Raw genomic sequence first — 19,954 nt, 5'->3', positions numbered from 1 at the left:
TCAGTGCGCTCCTTCCGTCACTTGGCCAGTCACCCGGCGCCAGACGATGCGGATGCGATACTGGATCAGCGTGTCGCAGGAGAGCACGAAGAAGAGCAGTAGGCCCTGGAACACCCGCACGACCTTGTCGGACAGCCCGAGCGAGATCTGCGCCGCCTCGCCACCGAGATAGGTAAGGCCGAGAACGAGACCGGCGACGATGATCGCAAGCGGGTTCAACCGGCCGAGGAAGGCAACGATGATGGCGGTGAAGCCGTAGCCGGGCGAGATCACCGGCTGCAGCTTGCCGATGGCGCCGGAAACCTCCGAGATGCCGGCAAGCCCGGCAAAGGCGCCCGAAACAAGCATGGAAAACCAGATCATCCGCCGTGAGGAGAAGCCGGCGAACCGCCCTGCCCGCTCGGACTGGCCGAGAACCGTGATCTCGAAGCCCTTGAGCGTGAAGCGCATCATGAACCAGATGGCGAGCGCGGCGATGATCGCAAAAGCGAATCCGTAATTGGCGCGGCCCGAGGCCAGCATCTCCGGCAGGATCGCTTCGGGCGCGAATGCGCGCGTAACCGGGAAGTTGAACCCGCCCGGATCGCGCCAAGGGCCGCGCACCAGCCAATCGAGGAAGAGCTGGGCGACATAGACGAGCATCAGGCTCGTCAGAATCTCGTTCGTGTTCATCCGCGCCTTGAGGAAGGCCGGAATGCCGGCATAGAGCGCGCCGCCGATCATGCCCATGACGAGCATCAGCGGCAGGACGAGGGCCGAATGCCATTCGTGGAAGACGACCGGGACGATGGAGCCCGTCACCGCGCCCATGATGAACTGGCCTTCCGCCCCGATATTCCAGTTGTTCGACCGGTAGCAGATGGAGAGACCGACAGCGATCAGGATCAGCGGCGCCGCCTTGATCGCCAGTTCGTGCAGCGACCAGACTTCCGTCAGCGGCTCGATGAAGAAGCTGTAGAGCGCCAGTCCGGGGTCCTTGCCGAGGAACACGAACATGATCGCGCCGGCCACGATGGTCAGGCAGAGCGCGATGACGGGGGACAGGAAAGCATAGAGAAGAGAGACCTTCGGCCGCTTTTCAAGCTCAATGCGCATGGGCCGTCTCTTTCACAGTCGCGGCAGCGGCCGCCTCGGACGCCGTCGTCCCCTGCATGCCGCCCATCAGAAGCCCGATCTTTTCACGCGACAGGGCGGCGGCAGGATAAATTTCGGAAAGCTTGCCGTCGTTGATGACGGCGATCTCGGTTGCCACCTCGAAGATCTCGTCGAGATCCTGGCTGATGATCAGCACGGCGGAGCCTCCCTTGGCGAGATCCACCAGTGCCTGGCGGATACGGCTCGCGGCACCCGCATCCACACCCCAGGTCGGCTGGTTGACGATCAGAACAGAAGGCTGACGGTCGAGTTCGCGTCCGACGATGAATTTCTGCAGGTTGCCGCCCGACAGCGAGCCCGCCGGTGGATCCTCCCCGCTCTTGCGGACGTCCATCGCCTCGGAAATCCGCTTTGCGGCGCGCTTGACGGCACCGTTTCGGATGAGACCGAGCGCACCACCACCGATGAAGGCTTTGCGGTCCGAATAGTAGCGCGCCAGCACCAGATTGTCCGACAGCGGCAGGGCGGAAACGGCGGCATGTCCGTGGCGCTCCTCCGGCACGAAGCCGGCACCCAGCGCACGCCGCTGGTTGATGCCCTGTCGGCCGACGGGTTTCTCGCGGATGAAGACGGCGTCGTTGTCGGCTGTCGGATACTCGCCGGAGAGGGCATCGAACAGTTCGCCCTGTCCGTTGCCGGCAACGCCGGCAATCGCAAGCACTTCGCCGGCATGCACCTTCAGACAGATGTCCTTCAGCGACACGGCGAACGGCGTACGGGCCGCGGCCTTGAGGTGCCGTGCCTCGAGCTGAACCTTGCCCTTCACGGACGTGCCGACAGCGCTCACATGCGCGACATCGCTGCCCACCATCATGCGGGCGAGAGACGCGGGCGTTTCCTGCCGCGGGTCGCAGGCGCCGGTCACCTTGCCGTGGCGCAGCACGGTCGCCCGGTCGCAGATGCGCTGCACCTCTTCCAGCCTGTGGCTGATATAGAGAACCGAACGTCCCTCGGCTTTCAGCTTCGCCAGCGTTTCGAACAGCCTGTCGGCCTCCTGGGGTGTGAGCACGGAGGTCGGTTCGTCGAGAATGATGAGCTGCGGGTTCTGCAGCATCGCGCGCACGATCTCGATCCGCTGGCGTTCGCCCACGGAAAGGTCCGCGACATGCGCCTTCGGATCGAGCGGCAGCCCGTAGCTGACCGACAGTGCGGCAGCCTCTTCCGAAATCTTGTTGAGCGAAATGCCAGGATCCATCGAGAGCGCGATGTTCTCCGCGACCGTCAATGCCTCGAACAGGGAGAAATGCTGGAAAACCATGCCGATGCCGAAGCGCCGCGCGGCTCCCGGGCTCGCAATGCGCACCGGCTGGCCGCGCCAGTGTATCTGCCCGCTCGTTGGGCCGAGGACGCCGAAAAGCATCTTCACGAGGGTGGATTTGCCCGCGCCGTTCTCACCGAGAAGGGCATGGATCTCGCCCGGCCGTATATCGAGATCGATCCCGTTGCAGGCTGCAAAAGTTCCGAAAATCTTCGTCAGCTTGCTGACCGACAGCAGGGTGCTGTCAGCGCTGGGTCCTTCAACCGCCACGCCATCCCCCTCTTTCAAGCCGCAGATGCCCGGGCGCCGTTTCGGCTTCTCAGGGAATCAGCAAAGTTGTTCCGCTCGTCTTTCTGGCTTCCAGATCCGCATGCGCCTGGCTTGCATTATCAAGAGCATATGTCTGGTTGATATTGATACGCACTTTATTGCTCCGCACAACATCAAACAACGCGTTTGCACACGCCTCAAGCGCCGGCCGTGTCGAGGTGTAGGTGTAGAGCGTCGGACGCGTGGCGAACAGCGATCCCTTCTGGGACAGCACGCCGATATTGAAGGCCTCAACGGCCCCGGAAGAGTTGCCGAAGCTGACCCAAAGCCCCCGCGGCTTCAGGCAGTCGAGCGAGGCGGGATACGTATCCTTGCCAACGGAATCGTACACCACGTCAACGCCCTTGCCCTTGGTGATGTCCTTTACCCGCGCGACGAAATCCTCCGACCGGTAGTCGATGACGTGGTCGTAGCCATGCTCCAGCGCCATCGCGATCTTCTCGGGCGATCCCGCCGTGCCGATCACCGTCGCGCCCAGCGCCTTGGCCCACTGCCCGGCAATCTGCCCGACGCCGCCGGCAGCCGCATGAAACAGCAGAACCGTGTCGGGGCCGACGGCAAAGGTCTGGTTGAGCAGGTATTGCGCGGTCATGCCCTTCAGCATCATCGCAGCCGCCGTTTCCAGCGGAATATCGTCGGGCACCTTGATCAGATGCTGCTCGTCGATGTTGCGCTCGCTGGCATAGGCCCCATCCGCGCCGGCATAGGCGACCCTGTCGCCGGCAGAGAACAATGTCACGCCATCGCCGACCGCAGTCACGATGCCGGCACCCTCTTTGCCCGGAATAAAGGGCAGGCTCGCCGCCTTATAAAGGCCGGTCCGGAAATAGACGTCGATGAAGTTGACGCCGATCGCCTCCTGACGGATCTGCACCTCGCCGCGCGACGGCGGCGGAACGGTCACGCCCTCGATCTTCAGGACGTCGGGGCCACCCAGCTCCCGGATCATGATTGCTCTTGCCATGGCCTGTTCCTTTATTCGCGTCCGAGATTGGGGAAGATCTGCAGAATGAACCCGATGACGTAGAGATAGACGCCCGTGCCGACGACGCCCCAGACCACCCAGGCAGGGGTCTCGAAATGCATCAGCAGCGCATAGGCGCTGAGCACCGACCAGGCGGTAAAGACTGCCAGATTGAGCGGCCGCAACCGCCGCACGCGCACCGGATGGAGAAAGCTGATCGGCATGAAAGTGAGGAACACCGAGACGAAGACGACGATGGACGCCGCAAGCTCGCTGGCCTGCACGACGAAGAGCGTGAACACCACCATGTTCCAGACGACCGGAAAACCGGAGAAGAAATACTCGTCGGTCTTCATGCCCATATCGGCATAATAGATGGCGCTGGACATAACGATCGCGCCGGCCGCGACGAACGACCAGGGCTCGCCGATCATGCCGCTCTGATAGAGCGCAAAGGCCGGCAGCAGCACATAGGTCACGTAGTCGATGACATTGTCGAGCGTATCGCCCGACCAGTTGGGCAGCACCTCCTTGACGCGGACCTTGCGGGCGATCGGCCCGTCGATGCCATCGACGGCGAGCGCCAGACCCAGCCACCAGAACATGTCGACGAAGCGATGTTCCGCCGCGGCGACGACGCCGAGGAACGCGAGAAACGATCCGGAAGCCGTGAGAACATGGACCGAGAAAGCCCGGATCTCGGCGTAGGGAACCGGCTTGTAATTGAAGAACTTCATCGGCAGACGCATCCTGTGCTGACGCTTCGCGTAAACTCGGTGAGCGACCCGTATATTGCCAGGTCATGCCGCACCGCCTCCTCCGCCGCGACAATGTCGCTGCCGGCATGTCCGTAATATGCATCGTTTGCCCTGCCCTGCCAGCAAAAACAAGCGATTGCCGTGCTCTGTGCGTATTCCGCTGTGGACTTACGCACCACGTGCGGCAACGGCGACCATTCCAAAAAGACGCGGTCGGCGCTAGGTATGGGCTCGGACGGCCCAAGGCGAAGGAAGAGAACCGAATCATGGATCACACCGATATCGCCGTCATCGGCGCCGGCCTCGCAGGCGCCCTCGCCGCCCTCGCCCTGTCCCGCGATGGCCGCACGGTCGCGCTCATCGCGCCGACCGCCCCGCATGACCGTCGCACGACGGCCTTGATGGACGAGGCGATCGGCTTTCTGAGGAAGCTCGACCTCGGGGAAGAGGTCAGCGCACTCGGCGCGCCGCTGGCCACGCTGCGCATCATCGACGGTACGGATCGCCTTCTGCGCGCGCCGGTCGTCACCTTCCGTGCGGCTAAAATCGGCCTCGACGCTTTCGGCTACAATCTGCCGAACGCACCATTCCTCGACGTGCTGAACCGCCGCATCGAGAGCGCACCATCCATCACCCGCATCGACGCGAGACTGGAAAGTCTCGAGGAGAACGCAACAGGCTGCACCCTGACGCTGGCCGACGGCCGTTCGCTGACGGCGTCGCTGGTGATCGGCGCGGACGGAAGGCGCTCGCTCGTTCGCGAGGCGCGCCGTATCGAGACGCGCAACTGGAGCTATCCGCAGACGGCGGTCGTCCTGAACTTCGCCCATGAGCGCCCGCATGAAAACATCTCGACCGAGTTTCACACGCGTCAGGGTCCGTTCACGCAAGTTCCGCTTCCCGGCAACCGCTCCAGCCTCGTCTGGGTGATGACGCCCGATGCGGCGGCGGAAATGTTGACGCGGGAGACGGCCGCACTGTCGAGCGCGGTGGAGCAGCGGATGCAGTCCATGCTCGGCAAGGTCACGGTCGATACCGAACCCCAGGCCTTCCCGCTCTCCGGCATGGCCGCCACGCGCTTCGGCAAGGGCCGCGTCATTCTCGTGGGCGAGGCTGCCCATGCCTTCCCGCCCATCGGTGCACAGGGCCTGAACCTCAGCCTGCGCGACGTCATGACGCTGGTCGCCATGCTCGCCGAACTGCCGGCGATACCGGCGGATCTCGGCGACCGCTACGATCGGCGCAGGCGCGCCGATATCCTCAGCCGGACGGTCAGCGTGGACCTGCTCAACCGCTCTTTGCTCACCGGCTTTCTGCCGGTGCAGATGCTGCGGGCGGGCGGGCTGCAGGCGCTGTCATCGGCCGGCGCCCTGCGCAGCCTCGTTATGCAGGAAGGCCTGCGGCCGGGCAGCGCGATCCGGTCCATACTGGGGGATTTACGGGAAAAGATCGGCCGGCACTCCGCCTGATCCGATCAGGTAGAGAAGGCCCGTGACGCTCAGCATGGACAGCGCCGTCGTGATGAGGATGGTCGCAGAGGCCCGTTCCTGCCAGACGCCGTATTGCTCGGCGATCACGAACACGTTCGTCGCCGTCGGCAGCGCCGCGAGCAGCACGGCGGCCTGCACCCAGATCGGCTCGAAATTCCCGGCGGTGCTCAGCACGAGGTACATGACGGCCGGGTGCAGAAGCAGCTTGGCCGGAACGATATAGGTCAGCTCCACCGGTGCCCGCTTCAGCGGCCGAAGCCCGAGCGTCACGCCCATCGCAAACAGCGCACAAGGCGCGGCTGTGGGCGCCAGCGCCTCGATCAGCCGGCGGATCGCGAGGGGCGGCTGCACCTGCAACGCGGCCGCGGCGACCCCGATTGTCGTTGCAAGAATGAAGGGATGCAGCAGGATCTTGCGCAGGACGGACAGAGCGAGCCTTGCCGGATTCTGCTTCTCACTTCCCGCAACCGCCATCAGCGCCGGCGCCGTGATGAAATGCGCGACGTTCTCGACGGAAAAGATCAGCGCGACCGGTACGGCCGCACGTTCCCCGAGCGCAAGCAGGGCGAGCCCCGGCCCCATATAGCCGATATTGCCATAAGCGGCCGCCAGCCCCTGCACCGTCGCTTCCGCCAGAGGTGCGCGGCGAAACCAAAGGGCCGCCACGAAGATGAGGGTGAAGACGGAATAGGTGGCGGCGACATCGGCGAGGATGAAATCGAACCGGGTCAGTTCGTGTATCGGCGTGCGGGAAATGAGGGTGAAGAACAGCGACGGCAGCGCGAGATAGAGAATATAGACGTTAAGCCAGCCCATGCCTTCGAGGCAGGGCCTCGCCGAACCCGCTCCGTCTCGTCGGCCGAACAGATGCGCCGCTCCATAACCGAGAAGAATGAGACCGAAGAACGGTGCCACAAGGCTGAAGATGTCGGTCATGTCGCGATCCTGGAGGCGGCGCCCGTCTGTTCAACCGATCTGCATCAGAACCGGAAATGTCTGCTGGAACCAGATGGAGACGGTGCTGACGAGACCGAACAGGAAGGCGAGACCCGCCACGACGAGCAGGCCGCCCATGATCTTTTCCACGAGCCCGAGATGGCGGCGGAAGCGCGACAGGAACCCCATGAACGCCCCGGAGAAGGCGGCTGCGATCCAGAAGGGGATGGCAAGACCGAGGGAATAGACCGCGAGAAGGACAGCGCCCTCGGATACCGTATCGCGCGCTGCCGCGACGCCGAGGATGGTGCCCAGCACGGGGCCGATGCAGGGCGTCCAGCCGAAGCCGAAGGCAAGGCCCATGATATAGGCACCCGACAGCGTCGCCGGCTTCCCCCCACCCTGGAAGCGCGCCTCGCGCCCGAGCAGGCCGATGCGCAGCACGCCGAGGAAATGCAGCCCCATGATGATGACCACGATACCGCCGATTCGCGACAGGAGGTCCATATGCTGCCGCAGAAGAAGACCGACCGACGACGCGCCGATGCCAAGCGCGATGAAGACGGTGGAAAAGCCGAGCGTGAACAGAAGCGCCGACGGCAGAACCGCCCGCCGCGTCGCAACCGCCGCCGCGCCGTTCGTCCCACGGAACTGATCCACGGAAACACCCGCCATATAACAGAGATAGGGCGGCACGAGGGGCAGTACGCAGGGCGACAGGAACGACAACGCTCCCGCGAGCACGGCCGTCCAGATCGAGATATCGGCTATCGACAAAACCAGTTCCTCAGAGACGACGCGCGGTCGCGCAGGACAGCACCACACGGCTGGTGACGGTGTTACCGCGCAAGCGGGTCGCCAGCAATGGTGCCAGACGCCGCATGCCGGAGACGTGACGCCCGTCGAGGACGAACCCGCCATTGAACCCCATGCTGCTTGCGCACGTCCTGAAGGCATGCCGGTCCTCCCGGCATCCCACGCAATGGGCTGCCTGTCGCCGCGAAATCGGGGATCCATGGATTTATGGGTTGACCGCAACCGCGCGCCTATGCATATCTCCGCCAACTTTCGCCGGCCGCCCAGGTGACCGGCGCGGGAGCGCGTAGCTCAGTTGGTAGAGCAACGGACTTTTAATCTGTAGGTCCAGGGTTCGAATCCCTGCGCGCTCACCACTCTCCCCATCGGACAGCCAGCTCTACATCATACCCGCCAGGGGTCCATGCAGGGAACATTCTGTCACAGACATCGTTTCCGAAATATCTAAATAAACGGGAGACGACGGTATGATCGAATTCAAGAAGGTGCCGATGACGGGCGGCGAGAATGGTGATTTCCGGCCTACCGAAGACGAGGAATCACCCGCGGTTCAATCCGTCCGACAGGAAAAGGCTTCAGGCGAGGGCAAGGACGCATTGGAGGAAGGGCTCGAAGACACATTTCCGGCCAGCGATCCGGTTTCCGTAACGGAGACGGCGATCCCTGGGGGACGCTCTCCCTCATTGAAAATCTAAACGATCACAAGTCCTGAGGAACGGGCCATCTAATATCGCGTCATCTGAAGCGGAACGAAAACGCATATTCCTGGTTGAAGTGGCAGTGAGCGGGCTGAAACAGGAGATAGCGGTGATGGAAGCCAGGAAACAACGGCCGCGAAGAGGCGTCGATCACGACGACTACAGCACCTTTATGACTCGCGAGCTTCTCGTTTGGCTGGTGGGTGTCCCCGTCCTAATCGCAATGGTCAGCGGGATATTTGTTCTCTAACGACGCGGACTTTACCGCACGGCATCAAGACGCCCGTTGTTATACCGACACGGCGAGCATGGCGAACGTCAAGCCTGATATGGCGCATAGCGCTGCTATGACGACGATCAATTCCTTCATCATGAACTTATACATGGCGCGCCATCCTTCGTTTGCACCGATGTAAGATCGAACAGACGTCACGCAAGCATTCCAGGCGCAACACTTCGTGATCTCCGCACGGCCTTAGAGCGCCTGCCCCGGTCGGTGGACAGCTTGCGGACAGTTTCTCCCGGCACAATAAGATCACTGCGCAGGCGCCCGGCTCACCGGTCCAGAAGCGTGTATGAGATCAATGTTTTGGAGCGAATCCTGCGATGCCCTGCGCCGCGCGATCGCCTTCAGTCGACCAAGCGGACGCTGCCATGATGAGACCCACTTCCCTGCCCCTTGGCGTCATACTGATAGCCTCGCTCGTCGCGACGGTCCTGACCATCGTTCTCGTTCCGCACCGGGGCACCGCGGCGTCCCGGGCGAACATCGAGTCCATTCAGCGCCTTTAGGCTCTGAGACAACGCGAGAGTTGGGTTTGGCCTACTGGCAATCCGAAACGACGATCTTGCAGTTCGGGCAATCCTTCGTCGCCATCGTCTCGGCCGCCTTCTGGGTCGAGCCGTAGCCAATGCCATAATTGACGCGGTCGCCGGCATAGGCGCCGCACTGTTCGAACCACACAGCAACCTTGCAGTCATCGTTTCCGGCCGACTTGCACTCCTGGACGGCGTTGCGTTCGGCTTCCTTGCGGGAGCTTCCCCAACCCATTCCATAGCCGGCTTCGTCGGCGGCCATGCCCTGTTCGTCGTTGACGGCGATCGCGCCGAAGGCGAAGGCCGAGCTAACAGGGCCGGCAAGAAGAATGGTCGTTGCAAAGGCAATACGAATAAAGGTCTTCATGAAATCTCCCCCGAGATCGAATGTCCCGATTGTCATCGGGCGTCCCTGCCGGAATGGCGAGGGACACGGGAAAGATTGCTACAGGAGGTAATGAGACTCGACAATATGGGCGCGATCATCGCCAGCTTTTTAATATCGAGCATAGCTAATGCGCATGGTGAACGACGCCCGATGGCTCTGATCGTCAAGGCCCGTCGCGGGCGCATCCAATGACGCCAAGACGGTCGGCGCAGCAGCGCCGGCTGTTACCCTATTTCCCGGCGAACGGATCGGCGAGAGCTGCGTCCGGCCGGCTGATCGGGTACTTCGTACCGGACACCTTCGCTGCCATCCCCTTGGCGCCCGTCTGCTTCAAGAGCGTTCGGAAAACCGGATGCATGCCACCATCGACATAAGCGCTCATGGAAGCAGCGATCGGCACGGGTCCGCCGATGAGAGCGTCGATCGCGCGGCTTTCTTCTGCGATCTTGGCAAGCGCCTGCGGCTCGATGCTGGGCGCGGCCTCCGGGCACGGCGCAAGAGGGTCTGCCGGTTCGCCGTTCAGGAACGTCTTGTCGAACACGTAGCGCCCACCGCAGGCGGACACTTTCGGCTGTCGGCGGGTGATGTCGAAGGCATCGTAGCCCTCTTTCAGGACGCGCCAGAAGGCAAGATCAGGATCGCCGCGATGGGCCGCCATATTCTGGGCGGTCATGCGGAAGGGATAGGCCTGCACCTGAAAACTCGGCTGCCCGCCCTCGAGCGCCCGCGCGACGATCGCGTAGATTTCGCCCACACCCTGGTCGGTCATGGCATAGCAGCCGGACGACGAGCAGGCGCCATGCACCATCAGCGCCTCGCCCGTATAGCCGAGCGCGCTCTCCAGCCGGTTGGGATAACCGAGGTTGAACGACACGTAGAACTGGGAGTTCGGATTGAGCATGCCCTTGGTGACATGGTAGAAACCTTCCGGCGCATGCCGGTCGCCCGACTTCCGCTTCGGCCCGAGATCTCCCGACCATCGGCAGATCGGATAGGTTTTCAACAGAGCGTATTTGCCGCTGCGATCGACCTTCCAGATCTCCAGTTCGCTTTCCTGCTTGAAGATTCGCACGAGCACCGGGCTCTCCGCCTTCATGCCCTTGCGCGTCATCTCTGCCACCATCTTCGACGACAGCTTCGGCGGCGCTTCCGTCATGTCGAGCGCCACGCAGCCGCTGAGCGCCATGCCGAGCGCGGCGATAGCGGCAGTCTGGACGCAGGCCTTGCGAAGGGCTTTCAGGCGGGGAAATGCTGGCATGTGGCCTCTATCGATCACAATCGCGACGAAGTTGTGTCGCAGCGGCGCACGACGCGCACCATGAACACACTCGCCATACAGGGTTAATCTTTCCTGAAGCCCGCCTACAACAGAAAAGCCGACGTCGGGCCTACACAATGCTGCAGCGCACCCTAACCTCTTCGCATGAGCGATATGATCACATGGCTGGACCAATCCCTGCGCTGGGTGCCCGCATGGGCCGTCAGCGTCATCCTTCTCGCGCTGCTGTTCGGCATCGGCATCTTCGTCCATAGGATTCTGTTCGAGATCGCAACGCGGATTGCCGCGAAGTACGATCTGTTCTGGCGGTCGCTGGTGGCACGCTCGGAGCGCCCAACCCGGCTGGTGGCCATCATGGTCGCCCTTTCCTTCGGCGTCTCCATCGCGCCGTTGACGTCCAATCAGGCGGAGACCCTGCATCATACCCTGCTGCTCGGCTTCATCCTCGTCTTCGCCTGGATAGGCAAGGTCACGCTGCATATCTGGACGACGGTTTATCTGCGCCGCTTCAAGCTCGATGCGGAAGACAATCTCCTCGCCCGCAAGCACGTCACCCAATCGCGGATCATGGAGCGCATCGCCGGCTTCGTCATCATCATCTTTGGCATTGCCGCCTGCCTGATGACATTTCCGGCCGTGCAGCAATATGGCGTCAGCCTTCTCGCCTCCGCGGGCGTTGCGGGCATCGTGCTCGGTCTGGCGCTGCAGCCGGTGCTCAAGAACCTCTTCGCCGGCATTCAGCTCGCCATCACCCAGCCCATCCGTCTGGACGACGCGCTGCTGATCGAGGGCGAATGGGGGAATGTGGAGGAGATCACCGCGACCTATGTCGTCGTCAAGATCTGGGACTGGCGCCGTCTCGTATTGCCGCTCAGCTACTTCATCGAAAAGCCGTTCCAGAACTGGACCCGCGAAACCGCTGCTCTCATCGGCACCGTGATGGTCTATCTCGACTACAGCGTGCCCGTCGATGCCGTTCGAAGGGAAGCCGAGAAGATTGCCGCTGCGTCTCCGCTCTGGGATGGGCAGGTCATCAATATCGCGGTGACGGACCTGAAGCCGGAGACGGTGGAGATCCGCATCCTCTGCTCGGCATCCAATGCCGCACGTGCCTTCGACCTGCGTTGCGAGATGCGCGAGAAGATCATCGGCTTCATCGCAAGTACCTATCCCACCGCCCTTCCGCACCTGCGCGCGGAACTCAAGACAGCAGATGCCCTCGGCAATATCGCCGTCACCACACCCATGCGCGCACAGGCCTGAGAAGGCGAATTACCATCCGGCGAGCGTGCCCACCGGGAGTTCATAGGCAATCTTCCCCGCCGTTTCGAAGGTCAGCGTCAGCGGGATGGTGTCGCCCTGGCGAAATGGTTTTGCAACATCCATGAACATCAGGTGCAGCCCGCCGCCGGCAAGCGTCACCGTTTGCCCCGCCGGCACGGGAATGCCGTCGAGCTTGCGCATGCGCATCACATCGTTGTCCATCGTCATCTCATGCAGTTCGACGCGACCGGCCGCAGGGCTCTCGACCGCAACGAGCCTGTCGTCGGTTGGCCCCGCATTGGCGATCGTCAGCCCCCCGCCCCCGACCTTCGCCCCGGGTGGCATCGGCTTGGCCGTGCCGCCGGAGATCGTCAGCGCACCCGCAACGACCTGCCCACCGCTCTTGACGGTTTCGGCCGATATGGCTGGCATGGCGGCAAGCGCCATAGGCAATGCCATCGACAGGGCGGCAATGAGAATGGTCTTGACCGAAGGCATGTCGTCGTCTCCAGGCGCGTCCGCGCGAGAGTAAAGGGTGCGACCACATTGCTATCGCGAGCCCGGGATAAAGCAAAGCCGGAAACGGGCACGTCCACACATCGGGGCGCTTTCCGCACCATGCCAGCGACGACGAAAATCTTGGTCGTTGCGACATTTTCCGCTTGCCAAGGATGCCCTATCCTTCTTATCTGAACCCGATCTTGTTGGGAGAATCCAGCTTCGAGCTGGTGCCGAAGGAGCAACCGCCCCGGAAACTCTCAGGCCCACGAACCATCAGGATGCCGGCAGGACTCTGGAGAGAAGCATTTCGCTCGCCGAAGGGATAACAATCTCAGGCACAGGAACAGAGGGGGCTCATTCGACGTCACGACTCCGTGCGCGTTGACACGAGCCGGCGCATGGCGCCAACCTGGAGACCGGATTTGGACGATCACACAGCCTTGAACGACGCCCCGCTGAAGCAGACGCCGTTACACGCCCTGCATCTCTCCCTCGGCGCCCGCATGGTGCCCTTCGCCGGCTACGACATGCCGGTTCAGTATCCCGCCGGTGTCCTGAAGGAGCATTTGCATACCCGCGACGCCGCCGGTCTGTTCGACGTGTCCCATATGGGCCAGATCGAGCTGCGCGCCGCATCCGGCACGCTGGAAGACGCAGCGCTGGCCCTGGAAAGCCTCGTGCCCGTCGATGTGCTCGGCATCGCCGAAGGCCGCCAGCGCTATGCCCTCTTCACCGATGAGACCGGCGGCATCCTCGACGACTTGATGATTGCGCGCCTGCCCGGCCGGTTCCTCATCGTGGTCAACGCTGCCTGCAAGCAAGCCGACTTCGCACATCTGAAAGCGCATCTGGGCGATCGCTTCGAACTGGCGTTGCTCGAAGACCGCGCACTGCTGGCGCTGCAAGGCCCGCGCGCGGAAGGCGTTCTGGCCGAGCTCTGGGCCGATGTTGCCGCCATGCGCTTCATGGACGTCGCCGAGGCGCTGATCCACGACGTGCCCTGCATCATCTCCCGCTCCGGCTACACCGGCGAGGACGGTTTCGAGATCTCCATTCCCGCCGATAAGGCCGAGGATATCGCCCGTCGCCTGCTCGATCATCCCGATGTTCTGCCGATCGGTCTCGGCGCCCGCGACTCGCTGCGCCTCGAAGCCGGCCTGTGTCTCTACGGCAACGACATCGACACGACGACCTGCCCCATCGAGGCAGCGCTCGAATGGGCCATCCAGAAATCCCGCCGCACGGGCGGCGCCCGCAGCGGCGGCTTTCCGGGCGCCGGCGCCATTCTGGACGCGCAAACGAACGGCACGGCGATCCGCCGCGTCGGCCTGAAGCCGGACGGCAAGGCGCCCGTGCGCGGCGGCGCGAAACTTTATTCGGATGCAGCCGGCACCACCGAAGTCGGCAAGGTTACCTCCGGCAGCTTCGGACCCACCGTCGGCCATCCCGTCGCCATGGGCTATGTCGATACCCCTCTCGCGACGCCCGGCACCACCGTTTTTGCGGAACTGCGCGGCAAGTATCTGCCGATGACGGTTTCCGCTCTTCCCTTCATCACCCCCACTTACAAGCGCTGATCAGGAGCCGATCCCATGCTGAAATTCACCGACGAACATGAGTGGCTGCAGATCGACGGCGACGTCGCGACTGTCGGCATCACCAAGCACGCTGCCGACCAGTTGGGCGACCTCGTTTTCGTGGAACTGCCCGAAACCGGCACGGCGCTCACCAAGGGCGAGAGCGCGGCGACCGTCGAATCCGTCAAGGCTGCCTCCGACGTCTATTGTCCGCTGGACGGCGAGATTCTGGAAACCAACCCGGCCATCGTTGAGGACCCCGCGCTCGTCAATGGCGACCCGCAGGGCGCCGGCTGGTTCTTCAAGCTGAAACTCTCCGACCCCTCCGCTGCCAATGCGCTGCTGGACGAGGACGCCTACAAGGAGCTGATCGCCTGATGACGACGCCTGTGACAACGCCGGCCGATTTCACCTTCACGGATTATCAGCCATACGACTTTGCCAACCGCCGCCATATCGGCCCCTCGCCCTCCGAAATGGACGCGATGCTGAAGGTGATCGGCTATCCCTCGCTCGACGCGCTGATCGATGATACGGTTCCCGCTTCCATCCGCCAGAAGACGCCGCTCGCCTGGGGTGCGGCGCTCACCGAACGCGAAGCGCTCGACACGCTGCGCGAAACGGCGAACATGAACAAGCCGCTGGTCTCGCTGATCGGGCAAGGCTACTACGGCACCATCACGCCGCCTGTCGTCCAGCGCAACATTCTGGAAAACCCCGCCTGGTACACGGCCTACACGCCCTACCAGCCGGAAATCAGCCAGGGGCGTCTTGAGGCGCTGCTGAACTACCAGACCATGGTCTGCGACCTTACCGGCCTCGACGTCGCCAACTCCTCGCTGCTGGACGAAGCAACGGCGGCAGCCGAAGCCATGGCCATGGCCGAACGCGTCTCGAAGTCCAAGCAGAAGACCTTCTTCGTGGACGAGAACTGCCATCCGCAGACCATCGCACTTCTGAAGACCCGTGCCGAACCGCTCGGCTGGACGATCCTTGTCGGCAACCCATTCGAGGACATGCAGTCGGCCGACGTCTTCGGCGCGATCTTCCAGTATCCCGGCACCTACGGCCATGTCAGCGACTTCACGGGACTGATTTCCCGCCTGCACCAGACCGGTGCGATCGCCGTGATGGCTGCCGATCCCATGGCGCTGGCGCTGTTGAAGTCGCCCGGCGAAATGGGCGCCGATATCGCCATCGGCTCGACGCAGCGCTTCGGCGTCCCCGTCGGCTATGGCGGCCCGCACGCGGCCTACATGGCCGTCAAGGACGCACATAAGCGCTCCATGCCCGGCCGCCTTGTCGGCGTCTCGGTCGATAGCCGCGGTAACCGCGCCTATCGCCTGTCGCTCCAGACCCGCGAGCAGCATATCCGCCGCGAGAAGGCGACGTCCAACATCTGCACCGCCCAGGTGCTGCTGGCCGTCATGGCATCGATGTATGCCGTGTTCCATGGTCCGGAAGGCATCAAGGCCATCGCACAGAGCATCCACCAGAAGACCGTTCGGCTCGCCAAGGGGCTCGAGGCTCTCGGCTACGCCGTCGAGCCGGAAACCTTCTTCGACACGGTGACCGTCGAGGTCGGCAAGCTGCAGTCCGTCATCATGAAGGCGGCCGTGGCGGAAGGCGTCAACCTGCGCAAGATCGGCGAGACCCGCATCGGCATCAGCCTCGACGAGCGCTCGCGGCCGGTCACGCTCGAATCCGTCTGGCGCGCCTTCGGCGGCGATTTCAAGGTGGCGCAGTTCGAGCCGGACTACCGCCTGCCGTCGGCGCTCCTGCGTCGCAGCGCCTACCTCACCCACCCGATCTTCCACATGAACCGCGCGGAAAGCGAGATGACCCGCTACATCCGCCGGCTCTCGGATCGCGACCTCGCGCTCGACCGAGCCATGATCCCGCTCGGCTCCTGCACGATGAAGCTGAACGCGACAGCCGAAATGCTGCCGATCACCTGGCCGGAATTCGCCGAGATTCACCCCTTCGTTCCCGCCGATCAGGCGCTCGGCTACAAGGCGATGATCGACGATCTCTCCGAAAAGCTCTGCGCCGTCACCGGCTACGACGCGATCTCGATGCAGCCGAACTCCGGCGCACAGGGCGAATATGCCGGCCTCCTGACCATTCGCGCCTACCACCTCGCCAATGATGCAGGACACCGCGACATCTGCCTCATCCCGACCTCGGCGCACGGCACCAATCCCGCCTCGGCGCAGATGGTCGGCATGAAGGTCGTCGTGGTCAAGGTCAGCGCCAATGGCGATATCGACATGGATGATTTCCGTGCGAAAGCCGAGCAATATGCCGATACGCTCGCCTGCTGCATGATCACCTATCCCTCGACGCATGGCGTGTTCGAGGAGAGCGTGCGCGAGGTCTGCGAGATCGTCCACACGCATGGCGGTCAGGTCTATCTCGACGGCGCCAACATGAACGCCATGGTCGGCCTCTCCCGCCCAGGCGATATCGGCTCCGACGTCAGCCATCTCAACCTGCACAAGACCTTCTGCATCCCGCACGGTGGCGGCGGTCCGGGCATGGGGCCGATCGGCGTCAAGGCGCATCTGTCACCCTATTTGCCCCGCGATCCGTCCAATCCGGATAGCGCCGGCACGGGCGCGGTCTCGGCTGCTCCCTTCGGCTCGGCCTCGATCCTGCCGATCTCGTGGAGCTACTGCCTGATGATGGGCGGCGAAGGCCTGACGCAGGCGACCAAGGTCGCGATCCTCAACGCCAACTACATCGCCGCCCGTCTCAAGGGCGCCTATGACGTGCTCTACACGTCGGAAAAGGGCCGCGTCGCGCATGAGTGCATCATAGACACGCGCCCGCTGGCCGAAAGCGCCGGCGTCACCGTGGACGATGTCGCCAAGCGTCTCATCGACTGCGGCTTCCACGCCCCGACCATGAGCTGGCCTGTTGCCGGCACGCTGATGGTCGAGCCGACCGAGTCGGAAACCAAAGCCGAAATCGATCGCTTCTGCGACGCGATGCTGGCCATCCGCGAGGAAGCCCGCGCCGTCGAGGAAGGTCGTCTCGACCGGACCAACAACCCGCTGAAGAACGCCCCGCACACGGTGGAAGACCTCGTGGGTGACTGGGACCGCCCCTACTCCCGCGAACAGGCCTGCTTCCCGCCCGGCGCCTTCCGCGTCGACAAATACTGGTCGCCGGTCAACCGCGTCGATAACGTCTACGGCGACCGAAACCTCGTCTGCACCTGCCCGCCGCTCGAGGATTACGCCGAAGCCGCGGAGTAAGCATGAAGGAAGGCCCGCTCTCGTCAAGCGGGCCTTTTCACATCGAACGTCTCGTCAGGCAGCCGGAAGACTGACGACAAAGCGCGCGCCGTTCCGGTACTCCGGGTCGAGCACGATCGTGCCGCCATGGCTCTCCGCAATGCGCCTGGCGAGCGACAGGCCGACGCCGGTGCCGGGGAAGATGCTTTCATCCCGGTGCAGCCGCTGGAAGATGTCGAAGATCCTGTCTGCATGTTGCGGATCGATGCCGACGCCATTGTCTGGAAATGCGATCTGCGCGATCCGCCCGTCCCGCCATCCCGTAATCGTCAGTTCCGGTACCACACCTGTCCGCCGGTACTTGATGGCGTTGCCGATGACGTTCTGGAAGAGGCGCTTCAGGAGCTCCGAATCCCCGATCACATCCGGAAGCGCCTCGACCGTAATCTGCGCGCCACTTTCGGCGATATCGTTCTGGAGATTGCCGAGCGCATCCTCGACCACGTCGCGCAAGCCCACGCGCTGGGGGCTCGTGATTCGATCCGCGATCCTTGCATAGTCGAGCAGGCTATCGACCAGTTGCATCAGACGTCGTGATTTGCTCCGCAGCTGCGTTGCGTAAACCGGCACGTCTTCCAGTTTGTCCGTCGCGATGTCGTCGGCGATCATCTCCGCAAACATGGAGATCTGCCGCATCGGCGCCTTCAGATCGTGCGAGACGCTGCTGGTGAATTGCCCCAGCGCCTCGTTCTTCCGCTGCAGCTCCGAACGCTGCTCGGCAATGCGCATCTGCTGCCGCTTCATCTCGGTGATATCGCGCCCCACCGTGACATATTCGACAAGGCGCCGACCGTCGAAGACCGCGAGGTTCGACCACAGCATCCAGATCTCCACGCCATTCGCGGACACGCGGCACTGCTCCTGCGCCGTGGCCGGCTCCTCCGGCGTCAGGCCGCGGAAAATATCCACCAGCGGATCGTCCTCGACGACGAAATCAAGGCAGCTTCGGCCGATAATTGCGTTCGCGGACAAGCCGATACAGGCGGCGAAACGCTGGTTGACGAAGGTGTAGACGAGGTCGGGCGATATGCGGGTGATGAAGTCGGGTATGGTTTCGACCAGCGTCGCATAGTCCTGCCGCTGCCGATCCAGCTCCTGTTCGACTCGCTTCAGGTCGGTCACATCGACCCGGATGGCAACGGTATTGCCGTCGGCGGTCAGCGTATTCTCGGCCCTCAGCCACCGCCCGTTGTTGTAAGGGAAGATCTCCGGCATGCCGTCCGCTCTGCGGAACAAATCGACCTGACGCCGAATCCAGGCTTCGGCCTCGGCCGATCCCAGCTCCATCCCCTCTTCCGACAGCAGTTGCAGCGCGAAATCGGCCACCGACATGCCGATCTGCAGCCGCTCTCCGACAGGGCCGAAGAGCTGGCGATAGGCCTTGTTGCAGAGGATCAGCCGTTCGTCCTCGTCGTAGATCGCAATGCCCTCTGCGATCACGTCGAGGGCCGTATCCACAGTGCGGATCGACGGTATGTCGTCCGTGGCGTCGCGCAGATGTTCGGCACGAATGATCCGGATGGATGCTCCCGGCACATCGCCAGCGTCGGGAACTGCGATTGTGCGTGTCATCCCGGTAAAGCGCGTGCCGTCTGCGCGTTTGTAAAGAACGGAGATGTCATGCGCGCTGCCTGCGCTATCCGGAAAGGCTTCGTCGAGCAGCGGAGAGAACGGTCGGCCGACCATCAGGCGCGCATCGAACCCGAACAGGCTGGCCGCGGCCGCATTTGCCGAAAGGATCGCGCCTCCCGGCGCCGTCACGATAACGGCGTCGGGATGGTCGTTATACAGAGCCTCAAGAGTCGTCCGGTCCAGACTGGGCAAGTCAGTGCCTCTGCCACTTCGGTGCGTATCGATGATATCATATGGACGAATAATGTCGGGCCGGTTGCTGCGAGATCAAAAGTAAAGTCGCAGACAGCACGGAAATTCTCCGGTGAGCTATCGACGCCAACGAATGAGGATGAAACCCGACGTTTGCCAGGCCGTATCGTCGCAGTTGCCCGTCAGCCGACCCGCACCACCGCATCACCCTTGGCGGCGAGCGCTGCAAGATCCGCAGGCTTCAGTTCGACCGATTCGCCACAACCGCATGCCGATGTTTGGTTGGGATTGTTGAAGGTGAAGCCAGACCGCATCTTGGTCACCTCGAAATCCATGCGCGTGCCGAGCAGATAGAGCACCGCCTCGGGCGCGACCCACACACGGGCGCCCGCATGCTCGATCAGGTCGTCCTTGGCATTGGGTTCGCTCACGAGATCGACGGCATATTCCATGCCTGCGCATCCGCCCTTCTTGATGGAGAGCCGGATGCCCTTCGTGTCGCCACCCGCGTTATCGACGATGGCGTTGACGCGCTGTGCCGCCGCGTCGGACAGGCTCATGACCGCAAAACCCATGGAAATTCTCCTTGCAACAACCGGGTT

At 63.1% G+C, this 19,954-nt stretch carries 17 protein-coding genes, 1 tRNA gene, 2 pseudogenes and 2 riboswitches; of the genes and pseudogenes, 8 read left to right on the top strand and 12 right to left on the bottom strand.

All coding sequences use genetic code 11. The features are described 5' to 3' along the window. Genes C8J33_RS04060 through pcsA form a run of 4 tightly spaced genes read right to left on the bottom strand, consistent with a single transcriptional unit; the run spans window position 1 to window position 4,444 of the window. A complete protein-coding gene (locus C8J33_RS04060; protein WP_132663217.1) occupies window positions 1-1,095 on the bottom strand; it encodes an ABC transporter permease in 1,095 nt (364 codons plus the stop codon). Further along, a complete protein-coding gene (locus C8J33_RS04055) occupies window positions 1,085-2,683 on the bottom strand; it encodes an ABC transporter ATP-binding protein (protein WP_132663216.1) in 1,599 nt (532 codons plus the stop codon). Before C8J33_RS04055 ends, C8J33_RS04060 begins: the two co-directional genes overlap by 11 nt. A 49-nt stretch (window positions 2,684-2,732) precedes the next feature. Continuing rightward, the gene (locus C8J33_RS04050) at window positions 2,733-3,707 is read right to left on the bottom strand and encodes a quinone oxidoreductase family protein (RefSeq protein ID WP_132663215.1); all 975 of its coding nucleotides are present in this window, start codon (window positions 3,705-3,707) and stop codon (window positions 2,733-2,735) included. Between the two features lie 11 nt (window positions 3,708-3,718). Continuing rightward, entirely contained in the window at window positions 3,719-4,444 is a 726-nt protein-coding gene (gene pcsA / locus C8J33_RS04045; RefSeq protein WP_110727888.1) for a phosphatidylcholine synthase, read from the bottom strand. A gap of 287 nt (window positions 4,445-4,731) precedes the next feature. Between pcsA and C8J33_RS04040 the strand changes: the two genes are divergently transcribed. Further along, window positions 4,732-5,934, top strand: coding sequence for a UbiH/UbiF family hydroxylase (locus C8J33_RS04040; protein WP_132663214.1), 1,203 nt, complete (start codon window positions 4,732-4,734; stop codon window positions 5,932-5,934). On the opposite strand, the gene C8J33_RS04035 is transcribed toward C8J33_RS04040, so the two are convergent. Genes C8J33_RS04035 through C8J33_RS26910 form a run of 3 tightly spaced genes read right to left on the bottom strand, consistent with a single transcriptional unit; the run spans window position 5,902 to window position 7,822 of the window. Continuing rightward, a complete protein-coding gene (locus C8J33_RS04035; protein ID WP_132663213.1) occupies window positions 5,902-6,891 on the bottom strand; it encodes an AEC family transporter in 990 nt (329 codons plus the stop codon). The genes C8J33_RS04040 and C8J33_RS04035 overlap by 33 nt on opposite strands. A 30-nt stretch (window positions 6,892-6,921) precedes the next feature. Beyond that, window positions 6,922-7,668, bottom strand: a complete 747-nt coding sequence (locus C8J33_RS04030; protein ID WP_110727891.1) for a cytochrome c biogenesis CcdA family protein — start codon at window positions 7,666-7,668, stop codon at window positions 6,922-6,924. A 10-nt stretch (window positions 7,669-7,678) separates the two neighbouring features. Then, window positions 7,679-7,822 carry a hypothetical protein gene (locus C8J33_RS26910; protein ID WP_165929723.1) on the bottom strand — a complete coding sequence of 48 codons (144 nt, stop codon included), beginning with the start codon at window positions 7,820-7,822 and terminating at the stop codon, window positions 7,679-7,681. Window positions 7,823-7,987: 165 nt separating this feature from the next. On the opposite strand from C8J33_RS26910, the gene C8J33_RS04025 reads away from it, so the two are divergent. The 3 genes and pseudogenes from C8J33_RS04025 to C8J33_RS26905 all read left to right on the top strand — a co-directional run bounded on the left by C8J33_RS04025 (window position 7,988) and on the right by C8J33_RS26905 (window position 9,197). Further along, window positions 7,988-8,063 (top strand) — tRNA-Lys (locus C8J33_RS04025). Window positions 8,064-8,198: 135 nt separating this feature from the next. Next, window positions 8,199-8,384: pseudogene (locus C8J33_RS04020) on the top strand (hypothetical protein); the annotation flags it as partial. A gap of 675 nt (window positions 8,385-9,059) precedes the next feature. Next, window positions 9,060-9,197 (top strand): hypothetical protein, encoded by a 138-nt coding sequence (locus C8J33_RS26905; protein ID WP_165929722.1) that lies wholly within the window; start codon window positions 9,060-9,062, stop codon window positions 9,195-9,197. A 31-nt stretch (window positions 9,198-9,228) separates the two neighbouring features. Here the strand turns inward: C8J33_RS26905 and C8J33_RS04015 are convergent, their stop codons facing one another. After that, window positions 9,229-9,588: a DUF4189 domain-containing protein gene (locus C8J33_RS04015; RefSeq protein WP_110798933.1), complete on the bottom strand. Its 360-nt coding sequence runs from the start codon at window positions 9,586-9,588 to the stop codon at window positions 9,229-9,231. A 250-nt stretch (window positions 9,589-9,838) separates the two neighbouring features. Continuing rightward, window positions 9,839-10,867: a L,D-transpeptidase family protein gene (locus C8J33_RS04010; protein WP_132663211.1), complete on the bottom strand. Its 1,029-nt coding sequence runs from the start codon at window positions 10,865-10,867 to the stop codon at window positions 9,839-9,841. A gap of 165 nt (window positions 10,868-11,032) precedes the next feature. On the opposite strand from C8J33_RS04010, the gene C8J33_RS04005 reads away from it, so the two are divergent. Next, window positions 11,033-12,151 (top strand): mechanosensitive ion channel family protein, encoded by a 1,119-nt coding sequence (locus C8J33_RS04005; RefSeq protein ID WP_132663210.1) that lies wholly within the window; start codon window positions 11,033-11,035, stop codon window positions 12,149-12,151. 9 nt (window positions 12,152-12,160) lie between these two features. On the opposite strand, the pseudogene C8J33_RS04000 reads toward C8J33_RS04005, so the two are convergent. After that, window positions 12,161-12,532 (bottom strand): annotated as a pseudogene (locus tag C8J33_RS04000) (copper chaperone PCu(A)C); the annotation flags it as partial. Window positions 12,533-12,846: 314 nt separating this feature from the next. Further along, window positions 12,847-12,931, top strand: a riboswitch (glycine riboswitch). A gap of 3 nt (window positions 12,932-12,934) precedes the next feature. Next, window positions 12,935-13,009, top strand: a riboswitch (glycine riboswitch). A gap of 41 nt (window positions 13,010-13,050) precedes the next feature. On the opposite strand from C8J33_RS04000, the gene gcvT reads away from it, so the two are divergent. Genes gcvT through gcvP form a run of 3 tightly spaced genes read left to right on the top strand, consistent with a single transcriptional unit; the run spans window position 13,051 to window position 17,489 of the window. Continuing rightward, window positions 13,051-14,229: a glycine cleavage system aminomethyltransferase GcvT gene (gene gcvT / locus C8J33_RS03995; RefSeq protein WP_132663208.1), complete on the top strand. Its 1,179-nt coding sequence runs from the start codon at window positions 13,051-13,053 to the stop codon at window positions 14,227-14,229. Between the two features lie 15 nt (window positions 14,230-14,244). Continuing rightward, entirely contained in the window at window positions 14,245-14,607 is a 363-nt protein-coding gene (gene gcvH / locus C8J33_RS03990) for a glycine cleavage system protein GcvH (RefSeq protein ID WP_092983806.1), read from the top strand. Window positions 14,608-14,618: 11 nt separating this feature from the next. Then, window positions 14,619-17,489, top strand: coding sequence for an aminomethyl-transferring glycine dehydrogenase (gene gcvP, locus C8J33_RS03985; protein ID WP_132664443.1), 2,871 nt, complete (start codon window positions 14,619-14,621; stop codon window positions 17,487-17,489). Window positions 17,490-17,543: 54 nt separating this feature from the next. On the opposite strand, the gene C8J33_RS03980 is transcribed toward gcvP, so the two are convergent. Together C8J33_RS03980 and sufA are read right to left on the bottom strand one after the other, a co-directional pair. Continuing rightward, window positions 17,544-19,352 (bottom strand): sensor histidine kinase, encoded by a 1,809-nt coding sequence (locus tag C8J33_RS03980; protein ID WP_132663207.1) that lies wholly within the window; start codon window positions 19,350-19,352, stop codon window positions 17,544-17,546. A 182-nt stretch (window positions 19,353-19,534) separates the two neighbouring features. Continuing rightward, entirely contained in the window at window positions 19,535-19,927 is a 393-nt protein-coding gene (gene sufA / locus C8J33_RS03975) for a Fe-S cluster assembly scaffold SufA (protein WP_092933832.1), read from the bottom strand. Window positions 19,928-19,954 lie beyond the last annotated feature (27 nt).

This window comes from Rhizobium sp. PP-CC-3G-465 (genome assembly GCF_004343445.1).
Lineage (GTDB): Bacteria > Pseudomonadota > Alphaproteobacteria > Rhizobiales > Rhizobiaceae > Ferranicluibacter > Ferranicluibacter rubi.
Note: the sequence above shows the minus strand (reverse complement) of the source record. Positions and strands in the feature narration are given on the sequence as shown.